At 57.4% G+C, this 19,083-nt stretch carries 18 protein-coding genes; 8 read left to right on the forward strand and 10 right to left on the reverse strand.

Features of this window, described 5'->3' with window-relative positions:
* Positions 1 to 159: 159 nt before the first annotated feature.
* The gene (locus tag CKW09_RS13870; RefSeq protein ID WP_061794512.1) at positions 160 to 864 is read right to left on the reverse strand and encodes a MipA/OmpV family protein; all 705 of its coding nucleotides are present in this window, start codon (positions 862 to 864) and stop codon (positions 160 to 162) included.
* 492 nt (positions 865 to 1,356) lie between these two features.
* On the opposite strand from CKW09_RS13870, the gene yeaG reads away from it, so the two are divergent.
* From yeaG to CKW09_RS13885, 3 genes are all read left to right on the forward strand, one after another.
* Positions 1,357 to 3,291 (forward strand): protein kinase YeaG, encoded by a 1,935-nt coding sequence (gene yeaG / locus CKW09_RS13875; protein WP_061794513.1) that lies wholly within the window; start codon positions 1,357 to 1,359, stop codon positions 3,289 to 3,291.
* Between the two features lie 131 nt (positions 3,292 to 3,422).
* On the forward strand, positions 3,423 to 4,691 hold the full coding sequence (locus CKW09_RS13880) for a YeaH/YhbH family protein (protein WP_061794514.1): 1,269 nt from the start codon (positions 3,423 to 3,425) through the stop codon (positions 4,689 to 4,691).
* Between the two features lie 382 nt (positions 4,692 to 5,073).
* Positions 5,074 to 5,304, forward strand: coding sequence for a biofilm development regulator YmgB/AriR family protein (locus CKW09_RS13885; RefSeq protein ID WP_095097837.1), 231 nt, complete (start codon positions 5,074 to 5,076; stop codon positions 5,302 to 5,304).
* A 155-nt stretch (positions 5,305 to 5,459) separates the two neighbouring features.
* Here CKW09_RS13885 and CKW09_RS13890 read toward each other — a convergent pair whose 3' ends face one another.
* The 3 genes from CKW09_RS13890 to CKW09_RS13900 all read right to left on the reverse strand — a co-directional run bounded on the left by CKW09_RS13890 (position 5,460) and on the right by CKW09_RS13900 (position 7,294).
* On the reverse strand, positions 5,460 to 6,149 hold the full coding sequence (locus tag CKW09_RS13890; RefSeq protein WP_061794516.1) for an alpha/beta hydrolase: 690 nt from the start codon (positions 6,147 to 6,149) through the stop codon (positions 5,460 to 5,462).
* 136 nt (positions 6,150 to 6,285) lie between these two features.
* Positions 6,286 to 6,837 carry a GNAT family N-acetyltransferase gene (locus CKW09_RS13895; protein ID WP_061794517.1) on the reverse strand — a complete coding sequence of 184 codons (552 nt, stop codon included), beginning with the start codon at positions 6,835 to 6,837 and terminating at the stop codon, positions 6,286 to 6,288.
* 295 nt (positions 6,838 to 7,132) lie between these two features.
* Positions 7,133 to 7,294: a YqaE/Pmp3 family membrane protein gene (locus CKW09_RS13900; RefSeq protein WP_095097840.1), complete on the reverse strand. Its 162-nt coding sequence runs from the start codon at positions 7,292 to 7,294 to the stop codon at positions 7,133 to 7,135.
* Positions 7,295 to 7,632: 338 nt separating this feature from the next.
* On the opposite strand from CKW09_RS13900, the gene CKW09_RS13905 reads away from it, so the two are divergent.
* Positions 7,633 to 7,809: a GhoT/OrtT family toxin gene (locus tag CKW09_RS13905; protein ID WP_073970211.1), complete on the forward strand. Its 177-nt coding sequence runs from the start codon at positions 7,633 to 7,635 to the stop codon at positions 7,807 to 7,809.
* 51 nt (positions 7,810 to 7,860) lie between these two features.
* Here CKW09_RS13905 and CKW09_RS13910 read toward each other — a convergent pair whose 3' ends face one another.
* Positions 7,861 to 9,978 carry a TonB-dependent siderophore receptor gene (locus CKW09_RS13910; RefSeq protein WP_095097843.1) on the reverse strand — a complete coding sequence of 706 codons (2,118 nt, stop codon included), beginning with the start codon at positions 9,976 to 9,978 and terminating at the stop codon, positions 7,861 to 7,863.
* A 420-nt stretch (positions 9,979 to 10,398) separates the two neighbouring features.
* On the reverse strand, positions 10,399 to 10,692 hold the full coding sequence (locus tag CKW09_RS13915; protein WP_095097846.1) for a hypothetical protein: 294 nt from the start codon (positions 10,690 to 10,692) through the stop codon (positions 10,399 to 10,401).
* A 227-nt stretch (positions 10,693 to 10,919) separates the two neighbouring features.
* On the opposite strand from CKW09_RS13915, the gene CKW09_RS13920 reads away from it, so the two are divergent.
* Positions 10,920 to 11,402 carry a hypothetical protein gene (locus CKW09_RS13920; protein WP_061794520.1) on the forward strand — a complete coding sequence of 161 codons (483 nt, stop codon included), beginning with the start codon at positions 10,920 to 10,922 and terminating at the stop codon, positions 11,400 to 11,402.
* On the opposite strand, the gene CKW09_RS24565 is transcribed toward CKW09_RS13920, so the two are convergent.
* The gene (locus CKW09_RS24565) at positions 11,390 to 11,611 is read right to left on the reverse strand and encodes a hypothetical protein (RefSeq protein WP_129544353.1); all 222 of its coding nucleotides are present in this window, start codon (positions 11,609 to 11,611) and stop codon (positions 11,390 to 11,392) included. The two genes, CKW09_RS13920 and CKW09_RS24565, sit on opposite strands and share 13 nt — an antisense overlap.
* Positions 11,612 to 11,740: 129 nt before the next feature.
* Here CKW09_RS24565 and CKW09_RS13925 point away from each other — a divergent pair, with 129 nt between their 5' ends.
* Both CKW09_RS13925 and CKW09_RS13930 read left to right on the forward strand, forming a co-directional pair.
* Positions 11,741 to 12,301: a 3'-5' exonuclease gene (locus CKW09_RS13925; RefSeq protein ID WP_061794521.1), complete on the forward strand. Its 561-nt coding sequence runs from the start codon at positions 11,741 to 11,743 to the stop codon at positions 12,299 to 12,301.
* 76 nt (positions 12,302 to 12,377) lie between these two features.
* Entirely contained in the window at positions 12,378 to 13,571 is a 1,194-nt protein-coding gene (locus tag CKW09_RS13930; RefSeq protein WP_095097849.1) for a multidrug effflux MFS transporter, read from the forward strand.
* A 3-nt stretch (positions 13,572 to 13,574) separates the two neighbouring features.
* On the opposite strand, the gene dadX is transcribed toward CKW09_RS13930, so the two are convergent.
* Both dadX and CKW09_RS13940 read right to left on the reverse strand, forming a co-directional pair.
* Positions 13,575 to 14,648: a catabolic alanine racemase DadX gene (dadX, locus tag CKW09_RS13935; RefSeq protein ID WP_095097852.1), complete on the reverse strand. Its 1,074-nt coding sequence runs from the start codon at positions 14,646 to 14,648 to the stop codon at positions 13,575 to 13,577.
* A gap of 78 nt (positions 14,649 to 14,726) precedes the next feature.
* Positions 14,727 to 16,031, reverse strand: a complete 1,305-nt coding sequence (locus CKW09_RS13940) for a D-amino acid dehydrogenase (RefSeq protein ID WP_061794524.1) — start codon at positions 16,029 to 16,031, stop codon at positions 14,727 to 14,729.
* A 539-nt stretch (positions 16,032 to 16,570) separates the two neighbouring features.
* Between CKW09_RS13940 and CKW09_RS13945 the strand changes: the two genes are divergently transcribed.
* Entirely contained in the window at positions 16,571 to 18,106 is a 1,536-nt protein-coding gene (locus tag CKW09_RS13945) for a SpoVR family protein (RefSeq protein WP_061794762.1), read from the forward strand.
* A 51-nt stretch (positions 18,107 to 18,157) separates the two neighbouring features.
* On the opposite strand, the gene fadR is transcribed toward CKW09_RS13945, so the two are convergent.
* Entirely contained in the window at positions 18,158 to 18,877 is a 720-nt protein-coding gene (fadR, locus tag CKW09_RS13950; protein ID WP_061794525.1) for a fatty acid metabolism transcriptional regulator FadR, read from the reverse strand.
* Positions 18,878 to 19,083 lie beyond the last annotated feature (206 nt).

Here is a 19,083-nt window from a genome sequence, read left to right on the forward strand (position 1 = left end):
TGGCTACCGCCCCGCTTATCTACCCGCTCAGCCGTTAAGGCGCGGCGCGCTCACCGGCCCTGGCGGTTAGCCCTGGGCGCAGCGCACCGCAAACGAGCAAAAGGGGCGCGAGCGCCCCTTTGTGGTGCAGCCATTGCACGATTAACGTGCAATGCGCCGTTAGAAGGTGTAGCTCACACCCGTCATCAACAACCCGGTGTATGATTTATCCACCATCGGACTGTCTTTCACTTCATCCGAGAGCTTAACGTAGCGCCCAACAAAGAAGGCATTCCAGTCCTTGTTGATTTTGTAGTTGGCACTCAGCTCAACATAGGGCGCCCAGCTGTCTTCCGGCGTGTAGCTGTCCAGGCCGCTGCGGCGCGATTCGTGTTCGCTGACGCCGTAGTAATATTTGTTCTGGTTTTTGCTGCTCCACATGACGCCCACGCCGGGAACCAGAGTGAGAGCGTCGAGGTCGAACTTGTACAGATACGCGACGTCGCCCACCAGGCCGTTGCTGTAGTCCAGGGTGTCACCGGTGAAGGTGGTGCGGAGGGTACCCCACTCGGCGTTGTGCGAGTAAGCCAGGCCGGCCATCAGGGTGCCGCGGCGTTTGTCCAATCGCTTCATGCGATCGTCGTCGCTGTCGCCCGGACGGAAGCCCAACGGCGAGTAGTAACCCATCAGGCTCAGCTGGTTTTCCTGATCTTTCCACAGGTAATAACCGGCGGTCAGCGTGCGGAAGTAGAAGTCGTCGCCTTCATAATTAATGACGGGTACCGGATAGACGCGGTCCTGATTACCGCGATACGGATCCGGGCTGACCAGCGCGGAAGCGCCGAGTGACCAGGTTCCAGCCTGAGCACTGTGCGCACAAACCATTGCGGAAGCGATAATGGCTAACGTTTTGAGTTGAGAGATCTTCACTGGTTCTTTTCCATAAATAACAGGGTTAATAGCCGGCCTAGTTTATGTGAAAATTTAGTTACGCGCCTAATCTTTACAATAGAAAACAACCAAGATCGAATAACTTAGATCGGGAATATGAATTAATCATGGCAGAAGCATGACGTTTTCTGCCTCAGGCCGCGCCAGACAAGGCATTTGGCCCCCGCCGAAATAACTGAGTCATTGATATGACTTAAAAAAAGCTTTTTCTGTCGCAGGAAATTTTTCGGTATGCCAACTAAGCTTAAATCAGAAGGTGAATTTATCCTGAGCCCAGTGGCAATACAGCGCAACTCGCGATAATAAGCGCACCAAGTTGGCATACGGGTTGCTGTACTCAGGTATATCTTCATTCTTTCGGGAGCCAGAACACGATCACCAGTTCCCTTTTTAACCTGTGCTAATAACGAAAGGACGGGCATCGCCATGAACATATTTGACCACTATCGCCAGCGCTACGAAGCTGCCAAGGACGAAGAGTTCACACTGCAGGAATTTCTTACCATTTGCCGGCAAGATCGCAGTGCATATGCCAATGCGGCCGAACGTCTGCTGATGGCTATCGGTGAACCAGTTATGGTGGACACCGCGCTTGAGTCACGCATGTCTCGCCTGTTCTCCAACCGCGTGATCGCACGCTATCCGGCCTTCGAGGAGTTCTACGGCATGGAGGAAGCGATCGAACAGATCGTTTCTTACCTGAGACACGCCGCGCAGGGCCTTGAAGAGAAGAAACAGATCCTGTACCTGCTGGGCCCGGTCGGCGGCGGGAAGTCATCGCTGGCTGAACGCCTGAAGGCGCTGATGCAGCGCGTGCCGATTTATACCCTGAGCGCCAACGGCGAGCGCAGCCCGGTAAACGATCATCCGCTGTGCCTGTTCAATCCGCAGGAGGATGCCTCTATTCTGGAAAAAGAATACAACATCCCCAACCGCTATCTCGGCACCATCATGTCGCCGTGGGCGGCGAAGCGCCTGCATGAGTTCGGCGGCGACATCACCAAGTTCAAAGTGGTGAAGGTGCGCCCTTCCATTCTGGAACAGATCGCCATCGCCAAAACCGAACCGGGCGATGAGAACAACCAGGACATCTCCGCGCTGGTCGGCAAGGTGGATATTCGCAAGCTGGAAAACCACGCGCAAAACGATCCCGACGCCTACGGATACTCCGGCGCCCTGTGCCGGGCCAACCAGGGGATCATGGAGTTCGTGGAGATGTTCAAGGCGCCGATCAAGGTGCTGCATCCGCTGTTGACCGCCACTCAGGAAGGCAACTACAACGGTACCGAAGGCATCTCCGCCCTGCCGTTCAGCGGCATTATTCTGGCGCACTCCAACGAATCGGAATGGGTCACCTTCCGCAACAACAAGAACAACGAGGCGTTCCTCGACCGCGTCTACATCGTCAAGGTGCCTTACTGCCTGCGGGTGTCGGAAGAGATCAAGATCTACGACAAACTGCTGGACCACAGTGAGCTGACCCATGCGCCATGCGCCCCGGGCACGCTGGAAACGCTGGCGCGCTTTACCGTGCTGTCGCGGCTGAAAGAGCCGGAAAACTCCAGCATCTACTCGAAGATGCGGGTCTATGACGGCGAAAGCCTGAAAGACACCGATCCGAAGGCCAAGTCGTATCAGGAATACCGCGACTATGCCGGGGTTGATGAAGGCATGAACGGCCTCTCCACGCGCTTCGCCTTCAAGATTTTGTCGCGGGTGTTCAACTTCGATCACGCCGAGGTGGCGGCTAACCCGGTACACCTGTTCTACGTGCTGGAACAGCAGATCGAGCGCGAGCAGTTCCCGCAGGATCAGGCGGAGAAATACCTGGAGCACCTGAAAGGCTATCTGATCCCGAAATACGCCGAGTTTATCGGTAAAGAGATCCAGACCGCCTACCTGGAATCCTACTCGGAATACGGTCAGAACATTTTTGACCGCTACGTGACCTATGCGGACTTCTGGATCCAGGATCAGGAGTACCGTGATCCGGATACCGGTCAACTGTTCGACCGCGAATCCCTCAACGCGGAACTGGAGAAAATAGAGAAACCGGCCGGCATCAGCAACCCGAAAGATTTCCGCAACGAAATCGTCAACTTCGTGCTGCGCGCCCGCGCCAACAACAGCGGCCGCAACCCTAACTGGACCAGCTACGAGAAGCTGCGCACGGTGATCGAGAAGAAAATGTTCTCCAACACCGAAGAGCTGCTGCCGGTGATTTCCTTTAACGCCAAGACCTCGACGGATGAGCAGAAAAAGCACGACGATTTCGTCGATCGCATGATGGAGAAAGGCTATACCCGCAAACAGGTTCGCCTGCTGTGCGAATGGTATCTGCGGGTCAGAAAATCCTCATAACGCCATAGCGAGTCGGCATTATCAGGGCCATGTCCAACGTTTTTACGCTGCGGCGGGGTCCAGGGACGGACCGGACCATTGCGCCGCCGCGTAAAGGACATGAAGAGTTGGCAACGTCGTTTGGGGGAAGTATGGCCTATTTCATTGATCGACGGCTTAACGGCAAAAACAAGAGCATGGTGAACCGCCAGCGCTTCTTGCGCCGTTACAAGTCGCAAATCAAACAGTCGATTGCCGAAGCCATCAACAAGCGTTCGGTCACCGACGTAGACAGCGGGGAGTCGGTTTCGATCCCCACGGACGATATCAACGAACCGATGTTCCATCAGGGGCGCGGCGGCACGCGCCACCGTGTGCATCCGGGCAACGATCACTTCGTGCAAAATGACCGCGTCGAACGCCCGCAGGGCGGCGGTGGCGGCGGCGGCGGCCAGGGCAACGCCAGCCAGGACGGCGAAGGCGAAGACGAATTTGTCTTCCAGATCTCCAAGGATGAATATCTCGACCTGCTGTTTGAAGACCTGGCGCTGCCCAACCTGAAAAAAAATCAGTACAAGCAGCTGACGGAGTTTAAAACTCACCGCGCCGGCTACACCGCCAACGGCGTGCCGGCCAACATCAGCGTCGTGCGTTCGTTGCAGAACTCGCTGGCGCGGCGCACCGCCATGACCGCCGGGAAAAGGCGCGCCCTGCACGAGCTGGAGGATGAGCTCAGCCAGTTGGAAAACACCGAGCCGGTGCAGCTGCTGGAGGAGGAACGGCTGCGCAAAGAGATCGCCGAGCTGCGCAAGAAAATCGAAAGCGTGCCTTTTATCGACACCTTCGACCTGCGTTACAAAAACTATGAGCGCCGGCCGGAACCGTCCAGCCAGGCGGTGATGTTCTGCCTGATGGACGTGTCCGGCTCGATGGATCAGGCCACCAAGGATATGGCGAAGCGTTTCTACATCCTGCTGTATCTGTTCCTGAGCCGCACCTACAAGAACGTTGAAGTGGTGTATATCCGCCACCATACGCAGGCCAAGGAAGTGGATGAGCAAGAGTTCTTCTACTCGCAGGAAACCGGCGGCACCATCGTTTCCAGCGCGCTGAAGCTGATGAATGACGTGGTCGAGGAGCGTTACGACCCCGCGCAGTGGAACATCTACGCCGCACAGGCGTCGGACGGCGACAACTGGGCCGATGACTCGCCGCTGTGTCACGAGCTGCTGGCGAAGAAAATTTTGCCGATGGTGCGTTACTACAGCTATATCGAAATCACCCGCCGCGCTCACCAAACGCTGTGGCGCGAATATGAAGATTTGCAGGCAAAATTCGACAATTTCGCCATGCAGCACATCCGCGAGCCGGACGATATCTATCCGGTATTCCGCGAGCTGTTCCACAAACAGACCGCGTAATGCGTCACTCCCCTTTTAAAAATCAGCCGGCAAATCTTGCCGGCTTTTTATTCGCGAGCCGGCGGCGTGAAAACCGCTCATTCACATCGGGCGGAGTTTTATTTTTTCAGCGGCTAATAACCTAACGAACTAAACTTATAACCAAAGGCGCTTATAAGCCTTCGAACTCATACCGTGGTTTCTCCCGAACCTGTTTCGGGATTTTTTTGAGGTTTTTCCGAAACAGCCGTCTGAAGGACGGAGATGCTTGATAGGAATATTCTTATTACGTTATCGTTAACATGTCACTCAGGCATGTACCTAAGTGAAATTTGCCCGATTTTATTTTTTATGGCTTCTCCGCCCGCTTCTGCGGGCAATTAAATTTCACCAGGTTTAGATAATGATCGACTATTCCCTCTACGGTCTCAACGAGAATGACGTTGACGAATACCGTACGCAAATCTGTTGCCTGATTGGCAAAAGCGTTATCCAGGTGCTCTCATCCAACAAGCCCATCAGCAAGCAAAACCTGATCTCTTACCTGTTGCACGAGGTAGAAAGACAGTCCGATGACTACTTCCAGAAACTGTACCGCGCCGCCATTGAGGTTATCGGCGTCAACGGGCGGTAGCGCGAGATGCGAAAATTCGAACTTTATGCGTTGATCGCCGTCGCCGTGGTTTTCGGGTTCATGTTGATCATCAACTGTCATCCCGGCCCCAGCGTTTATCCTTGAATTGCGCGCCAGGAAGTGACGGTCCTTGCCGACCGTCACCGCCGGCGGTTTTATAGCGAGCCCGCGGCCTCATCAATCAAAGCCGCGATTTGCTGCGGATGCGACGCCAGGGACGCATGGCTGGCGCCCAGCGTAATCACCTTTTTCGCCCGTAGCCGCCCCGCCATTCGTTGCTGATTTTCAGGCGCAATCATCCGATCGTCGCTGGAAATCTGATACCACGAGGGTTTGTGCTTCCACGCCGGTTCGCTGACGGGATTGCCGAAGGTGCTGGCCAGCGGCGCCTTTTGCGCCACCGCCATCACCAGCGCTTCATCGGCGGACAGATCCTGGCAAAAGCTCTGGTGGAACTTGTCGGTTTTTACCCATAGATAACCGTCGCTGTCGGGCGCCAGGTTCGCCGCCGCCGCCGGAGGATACTGCTGCGTGATGCCACCGGCGCTTTCACCGGCATCCGGCGCGAAGGCGGCGATATAAACCAGCCCGACCACGTTCGGCTGATTGCCCATTTCCGTAATCACCGCGCCGCCATAGGAATGCCCCACCAGCAATACCGGCCCGCGCTGCTGAGCGACCATTTTGCGCGTGCGCTCCGCATCATCAGCCAGGGAGGTTAATGGCATCTCGACGGCATGAATCGACTCATAGCCCCGGCGTGACAGTTCAAGAATGACTTTGCTCCAGTGCGCCGCTCCGCCCCAGAATCCGTGAACCAGAACGACGGTAGGTTTTGTGCTCATTGCGAATCCTTGTGTCACGTGAAGGGCCTTGCGCAAACGCGGATAGGCCCCCTGAAGCCCGACATCCGAGTGATATGCCAGGCCATACCCTTTGTATATAGTTGCCCTTGAGCCATTCGGCAATAGCTGCGAATAGTTAGCGCCGGCCGGGCCCGGCATTCCATTCTGCCCGGGTAATCGACCAAATCTCGGTGTCCATGCTCCCGCCGACGTAGTCACGCCGTTCGGTCGCCACCAGCCGCATGCCCGTTTTTTCCGAGAGCCGCCGGGAGGCGGCGTTAGCTGCGGCTTTAGATACCTGCAAGCGTTCCTGCCCCAGAACGTTGAACCAGTATTCCGTTACGGCGTAACAGGCTTCGCTCATCAACCCCTGGCGCTGCCATTCCCGCGCCAGCCAAAAGCCGCGGTTGTCGGCGCTGCCGAGGCTGAGATTGATGACGCCAATCAGCTGGCCATCGGCCTCCCTGCGCCTGATGGACCAAAACCAGGCGTTGCCGCTCGCCATGGCCGGCAATGCCGCGTGCTGCAGAAAATTCAGCGCCCCCTCCTTCGGGTAAGGCCAGGGGATTCGACGGGTCATATGCCGCACGATTTCCCAATGGGGAAACAGCCGCTGAATATCCCCGGCATCGTCGATCGTCAGCGGCCGCAACACCAGGCGGGGCGTGGTTAACATTGGCACTGTCAGGATACACCTCCCTCATTCTGCCGGGCACGTTATGGCTCATCGGCCGAAAAAAAACATTAGAACTAGGAATTTTACCTATCGCGATCTAAAATATCATGAAAAAACAAAGACAAATCACTCAGTAGATCGGGAAAAGGAATGTAGACGTGAAGGAAATGATCTCCATACTCTTTATGGCATGCCTGCTGGCGCTGCTGTTTTCGTGGCTATTCGTCTACGGTCTTAACATTCATTGATCATGTTCGCGAATAAAAAACCCCGGCGCGTCGGCCAGGGTTGTTGGTGCAGTACGGGGTTACGACCGCCGGGTCTGGATCCAGAAAGCGTGGATCAGGCCGGGTATATAACCCAACAGAGTCAGGATGATGTTGAGGATAAAAGCGCCGCCGATGCCCTTATCGAGCAATACGCCCAGCGGGGGCAGAATGATGGTGAAAACGATCCTCCAGAAACTCATCTCACTTCTCCTTTAAGGGTTGATGCCGGATCAACATATTACATCGGATTACCATTTTCAAATTTGCGCCCCTGCCCGTTCGAGGTCCCCGCGGCTTATACCCATGAATTAGTCAGGGTTAAGTTCAGACTGTCGGGCGCCAACCGATGTTACCGGTAACTATGTTATTGATTTACTGTTGTAATCGCGGAAATCGGCTAAATAACGGGGATTTATTCATATCCATGCCAAATAAATGGTTATAAATAAAGGTTTGAATTAATGGCCTTCGGCCATTGATTATAAAAAATTAAGCTCCTAGAATTCGCGGCTGAAAAATACAACTGGGATCGGGTTTCATGTCGTCGCTGTGGGTTGCAACACAATATTTTTATTTAATTGGCCTTTTAGTTTCTATGGTTTTCACCTATCTGGTTAGCCGGGACACCGTCAAAATCCGCTTTATCAGCGCGCTGACCATCGGTTTAACCTGGCCGTTGAGCCTGCCGGTGGTGTTGCTGTTTTCCCTGTTCTGACGCAGCCTGACTACCCCGCCGGACAACCGACGGGGCATCCATCGCCCGCGCTTAAAAGTCGTACCCTACGCTCGCCACCACCGAACGTTCGGCCCCCCAATAGCAATAGCCGGTGCCATAACAGGCGGCGACATATTTACGATCGGTCAGGTTATTGACGTTCAACTGCACGTAGGCCCCTTTCAGCGCGCTGTTGACGCGGTCCAGATTCATCCTTAACGACGCATCCACCAGCGTTACCGACGGTATGCGCAGCGTATTTTCGTTATCCGCCCATTGCTTGCCGATATAACGCACGCCGGCGCCCACATTCAGCCCGTAGCCCGCGTCGTATTGGCCCCATACGGAAGCCATTTGGTTTGGCGCCAGATACGGCGTGTTGCCATCGTTGCCGTCAACCGCATCCTTGAATTTCACTTTGTTGTAGGTATAGCCGGCAATCAGGTCCAGGCGATCGGTGATTTTGCTGCGCGCCTCCAGTTCTATGCCCTGGGAATGCACTTTGCCCGCCGGGACATAATAACTTTGCTGCACCACGCGGTTGGCGACATCCTTCTGCGTGAGATCGTACAGCGCCACGCTGTAAATTGACGCACTGCCCGGCGCCTGATATTTCACCCCCACTTCGTACTGCTCGCTGCTGCTCGGCTTCAGCATATGGCCGCTCTGATCGGCCAGGGCCTCCGGCGTCACCGCGGTGCTGTAGCTGGCGTAAGGCGAGAAGCCGTTGTCAAAGTGATACAGCAGCGATGCGCGGCCGCTGAAGTTGTCGTCGGTGCGCGCGTCGCTGGAGCCGGTATTGAGCACGGTATTTTTCGATTCCATGCGATCGAAGCGCCCGGCCAGATTCAGATACCAGCTATTCAGGCTGATTTCATCCTGCAGGTAAACGCCCGCCTGTTCATAATGGCGTCGGGAGTCGGTATGGACCAGGTTGCTCAGCGCCGGCCCGCCGGAGACGCCGGTGTAAGGGTTGAGCGGGGTCGCCCCGGCCGACTCATCCCACAGATTGTTGCGGAAACGCTGGTAATCCACTCCCAGCATCACCTTGTGGTCCACCGGCCCGGTGGCGAAATCGGCCTCCAGCTGGTTATCGATGGCGAAGGCGTCCAGAGAGGTCGACGAACCGCTGTAGTAACGGTTCAGCTCGCTGTGCTGCTCGTTCCAGCCAATCTGGTAAACCTGCTGCAGCTCGACGTTGGAATGGGTATAGCTGGCGTTCTGCCGGAAGGTCCAGACATCGTTGAACGCGTGCGAAAAAGCATAGCTGTAGATCTGTTCCCAGCGTTTAAACAGGTTGCGGCTGCTCTCGCCGTCAAAGAACCCGCGCCCCAGCTTGTCGCCCTTGCTGGAATAAATGCTGCCGTCGGCCGGCACCGCGCTGTGATAACCGCCGGACGGATCTTTCTGCAGATAAGCTTTCAGCAACAACGAGGTGTTTTCATCCGGTTGCCACAGCAGCGAAGGCGAAATGGCGTAACGCTCTTCACGTTGATGATCGTACATGGTGTCGCTGCTGCGGGTCATGCCGGTCAACCGATAGGCCCAGTGTTCCGACAGCGGGCCGGTCAGATCGAAGGCGGCGCCCTGGGTGGCGTTATTGCCGGCCATGGCGTTGAGGTGCCCCTCGCTGGCGAACTGCGGCCGCTTGGAGGTCAGGGCGACCAGGCCGCCGGGAATGCTCTGCCCGTACATCACCGAGGACGGCCCCTTAATCACGTCTATTCGCTCCAGGAACCAGGGGTCGACCTGCAGCGCGTTGTAGGTGCCGCCGTCGCTCAGCAGGCGCAGCCCATCGAGGAAGGTGTTGTTGACGTCGCCGCCGTGAAAACCGCGCAGCGCGATGGTGTCATAGCGCGTGGCGCCGCCGGCGAAATTGGTGAATACCCCCGGGGTATATTTCAAGGCGTCGTTGACCGTCTGGCTATGTTGGTCGGTCATCTGCTGGCGGGTGACGACCGATACCGACTGCGCCGTCAGGATCAGCGGCTTGTCGGTCTTGGTGGCTCCCTGGCTGGTGGTCGCCTGATAGCCCTGGGTGGCGGCATCCGCCGTATCGGCGGGCTGCGCCGTGACGACCAGCGTATCTTCAGCGAAAGAGGCAAGCGGCAGGAAAATCGCCAGCGAGCAGAGAAGGTGAGGCCGTTTCACCGTAAAAGATGCGGACATGCTGTAATCCCTAGTAAAAACCATGAAACCACACCGTATGAGGTCCCGTGTCAGCAACGCTGGCTGGCGGCAACCGCCGAGGTATTATCGGTGTGCTGTATGCAACAAAAAGAAAACATTAATGATAATTATTATCTTTATCAATACAAAGTTAAAATATATAGAGACTTTTTATAAGCCGGCTAAGCGCCCGGTTCCCTCCCGGCGCTGCCCGCATTAATACGCTGAAATAATAGGGATAAAAAAATGCCAGCGCGAGGCTGGCAATTAAACTGGAAGCAATGTGAGCAATGTCGTGCCGATGCGGGGGGCACATAAGGAGACAACCCTCTTCCCCTCACCGACGACGATAATGATAATCGCTCTCAACAAAAGATGTAAAGTGCTTTCTGTCTGCAACTTTACTGCAGCCCCCGCCGGTTAACGCCGTGGGCCGATCCAGCGGGCATAGCCGCGAAAGCCGGCCCACAGGGCGAGCCACAACGCGAGGTTGAGCACCCACCACAGCGCCAGCAGATAGAGAAAGGTTTGATAGGTGGGAATGCCGCGATCGGCGGCAAAGGGATTGAAGTGCCAGAATTTGATGATCGAGAACGGATTAAGGTTAAAGTATTCGCAAAAATAGGTGGTCAGCACCGGCGGTAAAAAACCATAGATGGCCAGGGTGAACAGCATCAGGAACTTGGTGGTCGCATGGTTTTTATAGTCTTTCATATCAATGCATTACTCTTAAATTCTTGCATCAGCAAGCGCTGCGGTCTCTCCGTTTAAGCAGACCTGGAGAGCCGAAATAAGTTCCCCGCATCGGCCAAAATAAAGCCGGCGCAGCGTTTAATTTTCATTTAGCGAGCGGGTGATATATACCCTGTGGATTTCCAATCAAACCGCCCTACCGTCATTTGAAAACGACAGGCGTCGCGCGGCCAGTTCAGGAGGCATCAATGAAATCGGACGACTTATCTACCCCGCCATCCCGCAAGAAACTCAAGGTCATCTACGGCTGGTATATCTATGCCGTGTATACGCTGTTGATCTTCAATATCTATATGGCGGTTTATAACCTGTGCGTGCGCCACCCTTTTGAACGGCCGCTCTTGTCGCTGGCCCACAGCCTGTTCATCGGCGCCATGCTGCAACAGGTGCTGAAGAAAAAGGTGATTTTCGCCTGGATGATGTTGGCCTACTTCATTCTGATGCGTCTGTATTACGCCAACCTGTTGCACGTCGAATTTGATGCGCTGAGTCGGGGGCTGGTGCTGATCCTCCTGACGTTGCTGTTTACCGGCACCGTCGCGGTGGGGCAACTGGCGACGCCGCCGCTGCGGCAGGATTGGTTGGCGCAGTTGGGGTGGAAGCAATGGATCGCGCTGCTCGCGCTGGCGGCGGTGCTGACTCCGTTGATCACCACCGATTATTTGGCCTGAACGGCGGGAATATGGGGTTCAGAAATGTCCACCAGCCGGCAGACCTTGGTGTAGTTGTTCGATTTTTCACAAATTTTGTCAGTGACGAACACGCCAAGGTAGCCCAGTACCAGCAGATAACCCAGCATGCATAAAACAAAAATAAGCGTTCTCACTGATAATGACCAACCTGAAATTGCACCCAGAGCATCATAGCCTGATTCGCGCATTTTAACCTGTTTCGAAGTATTTCATAAGTCTACCGGCCGTTATCGCGCATCAGGGGCAGATCCCGCCGCGAGCTGAAGCGCTTTCTTTGTAGTAACATAGGGCGATAATCCCCACAGCAGGAAGCGCCGATGCACCATCTGATGTTAGACATTGAAACCCTGGATATAAAACCCAGCGCGGTGATCCTGGCGGTCGCGGCGGTGTTTTTCGATCCCAAAAGCGGCGAGCTGGGCGCGGAATTCGAAGCGGCGGTCAGCAGCCAGAAAGATCAGCCCGGCAGAACCATCAGCCTGGATACCGTCGCCTGGTGGGCGAAACAGTCCGATGAGGCGCGCAGGCTGGCGTTCGGCGGCAGTGAAAGCCTCAAGCGCGTGCTGACCGGCCTGAGCCGTTTTATTCATATGCACAGCACCGATACGGTGAAAGTGTGGGGCAACGGCAAAGAGTTTGATTGCGCTATTCTCGAGCACGCCTTTCAGCAGTTGGCAATGCCCTGTCCGTGGAAATTCTGGGATACTCAGGATGTGCGCACGGTGATCACCCTGGCGGAGCTGCACGGCTTCAACCCGAAAAAGGCGCGGCCCTTTGAAGGCACGCCGCATCGCGCGCTGGACGACGCCAAACACCAGGCTCGCTACGTGGCGGATACGGTCTGCGCGCTGTATTACCGCCGGACGCCGGACGCCTGACCCGCTTGCCCCTTTCCATTTTCCGCCGGAGTCTCTACTCTAGCCCTCTTTGTCACTCGGACGTGCCTTTTTCGTTATGCAAAAGTTTCTGTTTCTGCTTCTCAGCCTGGTGTTGCTCGGCCCATTAGGCATTGATCTCTATCTGCCGACCATCCCCGCCATCGCCGTCGGCCTTGGCAGCAGTGAAGCGCTGATCCAATCCACCATCTCGCTGTTCATCCTGGTGCTGGGGCTCGGCCAGATCATCGCCGGGCCGCTGGTGGACAACTATGGCCGCAAACCTGTGGCGCTGGCCGGCGTCGTCATCTATATGATCGGCGCGGCAATGGCCGCGCTGGCGACGACGCCGACGGTGTTTATCGCCTCGCGCCTGCTGCAAGGGGTGGCGGTATGCTGCACCGCCGTCGTCGCCTTCAGCGGCGTGCGCGATCGCATGAACGGCGATGACGCCGCCCGCGCCTTCGGTTTCCTCAACGGTACGCTGAATATCATCCCGGCGCTGGCCCCGCTGCTCGGCGGCCTGCTGGCGGAAGCCTTCGGCTGGCGCGCGCCATTCTGGTTCCTGGTGCTCTATGCCCTGCTGGTGCTGGTGCTGATCGCCCTGCGCCTGCCGGAAACGCGGCCGGCCGACACCGTGCCGGTCAAGGGACTGCCGGTGCGGCAATATGCCCGCATTCTCAGCGACCGCCGCTTCCTGTCCTTCGCCGTGGTAAACGCCGGCGCCATGGGGATGGCGCTGACCTATGTCTCGTTGGCGCCCAACGTTCTGATGGGCACCGCCGGCCTGACGCCGCTGCAGTTCTCGCTGGCGTTCGGCGCCAACGGCTTCTGGATCATGCTGGTCAGCTTCTTCGCCAACCGCATTATCCATAAGGTCGGTCGCCCCGTTTGCCTGGCGACCGGCGGCGTTCTGATGGGATTAGGCTGCCTGGGCCTGCTGTTGGGCGTCGCCCTGCTGCCCGACGCGGCTCAGGCGCATTGGCTGGCCTATATGCTGCCGGTGGCCAGCGCCTGTGCCGGGCTGGCGTTCATGATGGGGCCGGCGACCAGCTATGCGTTGGAGCCCTACTCCAATGAAGCGGGCGTTGCCTCGGCGCTGGTGGGCTTTGTGCAAATGGCGGGCGGCGCCGCGCTGGGCCTGATGGCGATGGCGTTGCCGCTGCAGCCCAAGCTTTCTCTGGCGCTGGTGATGTTGGCGGGCTGCTTGCTGGCGCTGCACGCGCGGCAGCGCAGCAAACAGATTAAAGGACACATCAGGAAGGTGGCGTAAGGCTCAGATTTCGCTGGCGACCGGCACCCGCGCCGCCAGCGCCGTCAGCAGTTCATAACCCAGCGTGCCTGCCGCGGTGGCCACATCGTCCACCGGCAGGCGCCGTCCCCACAGCTCCACCTCGGTGCCCAGTTCAGCCTGCGGGCAAGGCGCCAGATCCACCGCCAGCATATCCATCGACACCGTGCCCAAAGTGCGCGTCAGCACGCCCCCCACCCAGACCGGCGTGCCGGTTGGCGCATGGCGCGGATAACCATCCGCATAGCCGCAGGCCACTACGCCGATGCGCTGCGCGCCGGTGGCGCCGTAGCGGCCGCCGTAGCCAACGCGATCGCCGCTTTTCAGCCGCTGAATGCCGATAATTTCGCTGCTCAGCGTCATTGCCGGCTGCAGCCCGCTGGCGGCGATGTCACGCCAGCGGCCGCTCGGCGACGCGCCGTAGAGCACGATCCCCGGCCGCACCCAGCCGCCGTGGGTATCCGGATGCCACAGCGTGGCGGCCGAGTTGGCCAGGCAGCGCGGCAAGGGGATCGCCGCCGCCGCGTTTTCAATGGTCGCCATCTGCTGCTGCACCCCTTCCGGGCCGTCGGCGGTGGCGAAGTGGCTCATCACCGTCATGCCGGCGATATTGGCGATGCCCTGCGCCTGCTGCCAGACGCCGTGCAGGCGCTCGGGGGCGAACCCCAGACGATTCATTCCGCTGTTCACTTTAAGATACACCTCCAGCGGCGCTGACAGCCGGGCTTCGGCTATCGCCGCCAGCTGCCAATCGCTGTGCACCGCCGTGGTCAGCCGATAGCGGTCGAGCAGCGCCAGATCCTGCGGCTGAAAGAACCCTTCCAGCAGCAGGATCGGCCCTTGCCAACCGGACTCTCGCAGCAGCACCGCTTCGGCGAGATCCAGCATGGCGAAACCGTCGGTTTGCGCCAGGCTGCGCCAGACGCGTGCGATGCCATGGCCGTAGGCGTTGGCCTTGACCACCGACCAGACTTTGGCGCCGGGGGCGAAGCGGCGAACCACCTGTAGGTTATTTGCAATTGCGCCAAGGTGCAGCGTGGCGCTTATCGGGCGAGGCATGAGTTCTCCTTCGGACCTGCGGATGCCGGTCACCGGTCGTTGCCGGTGACCTAAACATCATAAATGTCGATTCAGCGATTAACGCGCGGCATGCGCGTCGTTCAACGGGGCGGCATGCGGATGGCGAAACCCGGCGCTGTAACGCGCCACCGCCAGGTCTTCGGAAGGGATCGCCGGCGTGACGCCGGAGATCAAATCAGCCAGCAGCTGCCCGGACCCGCAGGCCATGGTCCAGCCCAGCGTACCGTGGCCGGTATTGAGGAACAGGTTCTTCAACGACGTGCGGCCGACGATCGGGGTGCCGTCCGGCGTCATCGGGCGCAGGCCGGTCCAGAAGGTCGCTTCTTCCACCCGTCCGCCGTTCGGATACAGATCGCGCACCACCATTTCCAACGTTTCACGGCGCTTTTGCTCAAGCTGGGTATTAAAACCGACGATCTCCGCCATGCCGCCGACGCGAATGCGTTGGTCGAAACGGGTGATGGCGATTTTATACGTTTCATCCAGCACCGTGGAAAACGGCGCCGCCGCTTCATCGGTAATGGGAATGGTCAGCGAGTAGCCCTTCAGCGGGTAGACGGGGATCGAGACCAGGCCGCGCAGCAATGCGGTGGAGTAAGAGCCGAAAGCCACCACGTAGCTGTCGGCGTTGAACACCTCTTCGCCGCACTGCACGCCGGCGATTTTGTCGCCGTCCACCAGCAGGCGATCGACGCTGCGGTTGTACAGGAAGGTCACGCCAGCCTGTTGCGCCATTTTCGCCAACTGCTGGGTAAACAGCTGGCAGTCGCCGGTTTCGTCGTTGGGCAGCCGCAGGCCGCCGGTCAGCTTGTGGGCCACCTGCGCCAACGCCGGTTCGGCAGTGGCCAGCTGGCTGGACTCCAGCAGCTGGTAAGGCACCCCGGCGTCTTCCAACACGGCGATGTCCTTGGCGGCGTTTTCAAACTGTTGCTGGGTGCGGAACAGCTGCAGCGTACCGCCCTGGCGGCCTTCGTACTGGATGCCGGTTTCCTGGCGCAGCGCCTTGATGCAGTCGCGGCTGTATTCCGCCAGGCGCACCATGCGGCCCTTGTTGGTCATGTAATGTTCGGTGTTGCAGTTTTTCAGCATCTGCCACATCCAGCTTAGCTGGAAGCTGCTGCCGTCCAGGCGGACCGCCAGCGGCGCATGGCGCTGGAACATCCATTTGATGGCCTTCAGCGGCACGCCCGGCGCCGCCCAGGGCGCGGCGTAGCCCGGCGAGATCTGCCCGGCGTTCGCTGCGCTGGTTTCCATCGCCGGCCCCGGTTGACGATCGAGCACCGTCACCTCGTGACCCGCCTTCGCCAAATACCAGGCGCTGGCTACGCCCACCACTCCACTACCTAAAATTACCACACGCATCGCTGACTCCGGCCCAAGGCTTCACAAAGCATAATCTTCTGCTCACAGGAAATTAACTCAGTGGAAAAATCCGTCCAACAACTTCGTTATCAAACGTGACAACATTCACAATTAATTTATCGTTGATGGCGGCTTTTTTTGCAATAGCTCAGCCCAAAAGGCGATAAGCTGCGGTAAAAGGCGTTTTCCAGCGCTAAACCCGCCCCATTATGACGTCAATGCAATCATTGAAAGCACCTCACGAAGCCACCGCCCGCAACAAGGATTTAACAGAACATAAAAATGAAACCCACCCAAGACAACAGAATAAAACACCAATAAAAAGCCACTTAACCAACACAAGACGCTCGTGACGGCCAGAGCCTCGGCAGCACAAAAAACCCGGCGCCGATGCCCGCCGAAGCTCCCCTTTACGGCAGAAAGGCAGCAGACCGTTGAATTTTTAAGCTTTATATCATTATTCCCTCTCTGCAGATTGAGCTACGATTGATACAGGGCCTGCCGTTTGAGCAAGGCCCGTGAATAACGAGGGTGCGCTGATGACTACTTCGACACATGAAAAGGTTAAGGAAGATAAACGTCTGAGCGATGGACCGGACTGGACGTTCGACCTGCTGCAGGTTTACCTGGAGCATATCGACCGCGTAGCCAAGCATTACGGGCTCGACACTTACCCGCATCAGATAGAGGTCATTACCTCCGAGCAGATGATGGACGCTTATTCCAGCGTCGGCATGCCGATTAACTATACCCACTGGTCATTCGGCAAAAAATTCATCGAAACCGAGCAGCGCTACAAGCATGGGCAACAGGGCCTGGCTTACGAGATCGTTATCAACTCCAACCCCTGCATCGCCTACCTGATGGAAGAAAACACCATCACCATGCAGGCGCTGGTCATGGCGCACGCCTGCTACGGCCATAACTCCTTCTTCAAGAACAATTACCTGTTCCGCAGCTGGACCGACGCCAGTTCGATCGTCGACTACCTGCTGTTCGCCCGCCGCTACATCAGCCAGTGCGAAGAACGCTATGGCGTGGAGGAGGTAGAGCGCCTGCTGGACTCCTGCCACGCGCTGATGAACTACGGCGTGGACAGATATAAACGGCCGCAGAAAATATCGCTGGTCGAAGAGAAGGCGCGCCAAAAGAGCCGCGAAGAATACCTGCAAAGCCAGGTGAACACGTTGTGGAAAACCCTGCCGCGGGTCGAGCGCGAAGAGGCGCCGGAGCAGGCTCGCCGTTATCCGAGCGAACCGCAGGAAAATATCCTCTACTTTATGGAAAAGAACGCGCCGCTGCTGGAACCCTGGCAGCGCGAAGTGCTGCGCATCGTGCGCAAGGTAAGCCAGTATTTTTATCCGCAGAAGCAGACTCAGGTGATGAACGAGGGATGGGCGACCTTCTGGCACTATAGCATTCTCAATCATCTGTATGACGAGGGGCGGGTCACCGAGCGATTCATGCTGGAGTTTCTGCACAGCCACACCAACGTGGTGTACCAGCCGCCGTACAACAGCCCTTACTATAACGGCATCAACCCGTATGCGCTGGGCTTCGCCATGTTCCAGGACATCAAGCGCATCTGCCAATCGCCCACCGAGGAAGATCGCTACTGGTTCCCGGACATCGCCGGCAAAGACTGGCTGGAGACGCTGCATTTCGCCATGCGCGACTTCAAGGATGAGAGCTTTATCAGCCAGTTCCTGTCACCCAAGGTGATGCGCGATTTCCGGCTGTTCACCGTGCTGGATGACGATCGCAACAACTACCTGGAGATTGCGGCGATCCACAACGAAGCCGGTTACCGGGCGATCCGTCAGGAGCTGTCGGCGCAGTACAACCTGAGCAACCATGAGCCGAACATTCAAATCTGGAACGTGGATCTGCGCGGCGATCGTTCGCTGACGCTGCGCTACATCCCGCAGGAACGCGCGCCGTTGGACAAAAGCCGCCGCGAAGTGCTGAAGCACCTGCATCGCCTGTGGGGCTTCGACATTATCCTCGAACAGCAGAATGAAGACGGCAGCGTGGAATTGCTGGACCGCTGCCCGCCGCGGCCGGCGCCGCTGTAACCGCCATCAACGAAAAAGGGCGCCGACAGGCGCCCTTCTTTCCCCACGCGACTAGCGGCGCGCTTCGGTCAGATCGCTCGGCATAGTGCCCTGCATGCTCTGCCAGATGGCCCCGCTCTCTTTCCCGTAGCTACGCACCGTGTCCATCACCTGATCGTGCGATTTTTCATGGCACAGGGTAGACAGCTTGCTGTAGAAGGTCAGCGCCAGCTTGCGCGCTTCCGGGTTGGAGAAATAGTAGCGGCCGACGCGGGTGTACAGCCCTTTCAGGCCGTTGAAAATCAGCCCGTAGATCGGGTTGCCGGAGGCAAACGCCAGACCGCGGAAAATCTCGTAGTCCAGCAGGTTGAAGGCATCGGCCTGATCTTCCACTTCGGTCGCTTTCGCCAGCACTTCCTGCGCCTGCTCCGGGTGGTTGCGCACCGCGGCGCGAATAAAGATTGAGGCGATGTTGGTGCGCACCGACAGCAGGTTATCGATCAGTTGCGGGACGCTGTTATGATCGAGGCGCGCCACGGTCTCGAGAATATTGAGGCCCGAGGTTTCCCAGAAATTGTTTACTTTGGTGGGTTTGCCATGCTGAATGGTCAGCCAGCCATCACGCGCCAGGCGTTGTAAAACTTCACGTAACGTGGTGCGCGTGACACCAATCAGCTCTGAAAGCTCACGCTCCGCGGGCAAAATAGAGCCAGGAGGGAAGCGATTATTCCAAATACTCTCGATAATGTACTCTTCCGCGAAACCGGCAGGACTCTGCGCCTTTATGACCATGTGTTTGACGTTCCGTTGCGACGATAATCAGTAATAGTAGTCGGCTGATCATACCAGATCGCCATGGCATGACATAGCGTGAGCGGAAAACAATAAACGAAAGTGTGCATAACCTGGCAAAAAATAGGAAAAAACACCGCGGTGGAGAAATTTGTCGCCGTGAAACAAGCTTCGGTTGCGCCCGCCTATCCGGCGTTGTTAGGGTA

The sequence above is a fragment of the Serratia ficaria genome (genome assembly GCF_900187015.1).
GTDB lineage: Bacteria > Pseudomonadota > Gammaproteobacteria > Enterobacterales > Enterobacteriaceae > Serratia > Serratia ficaria.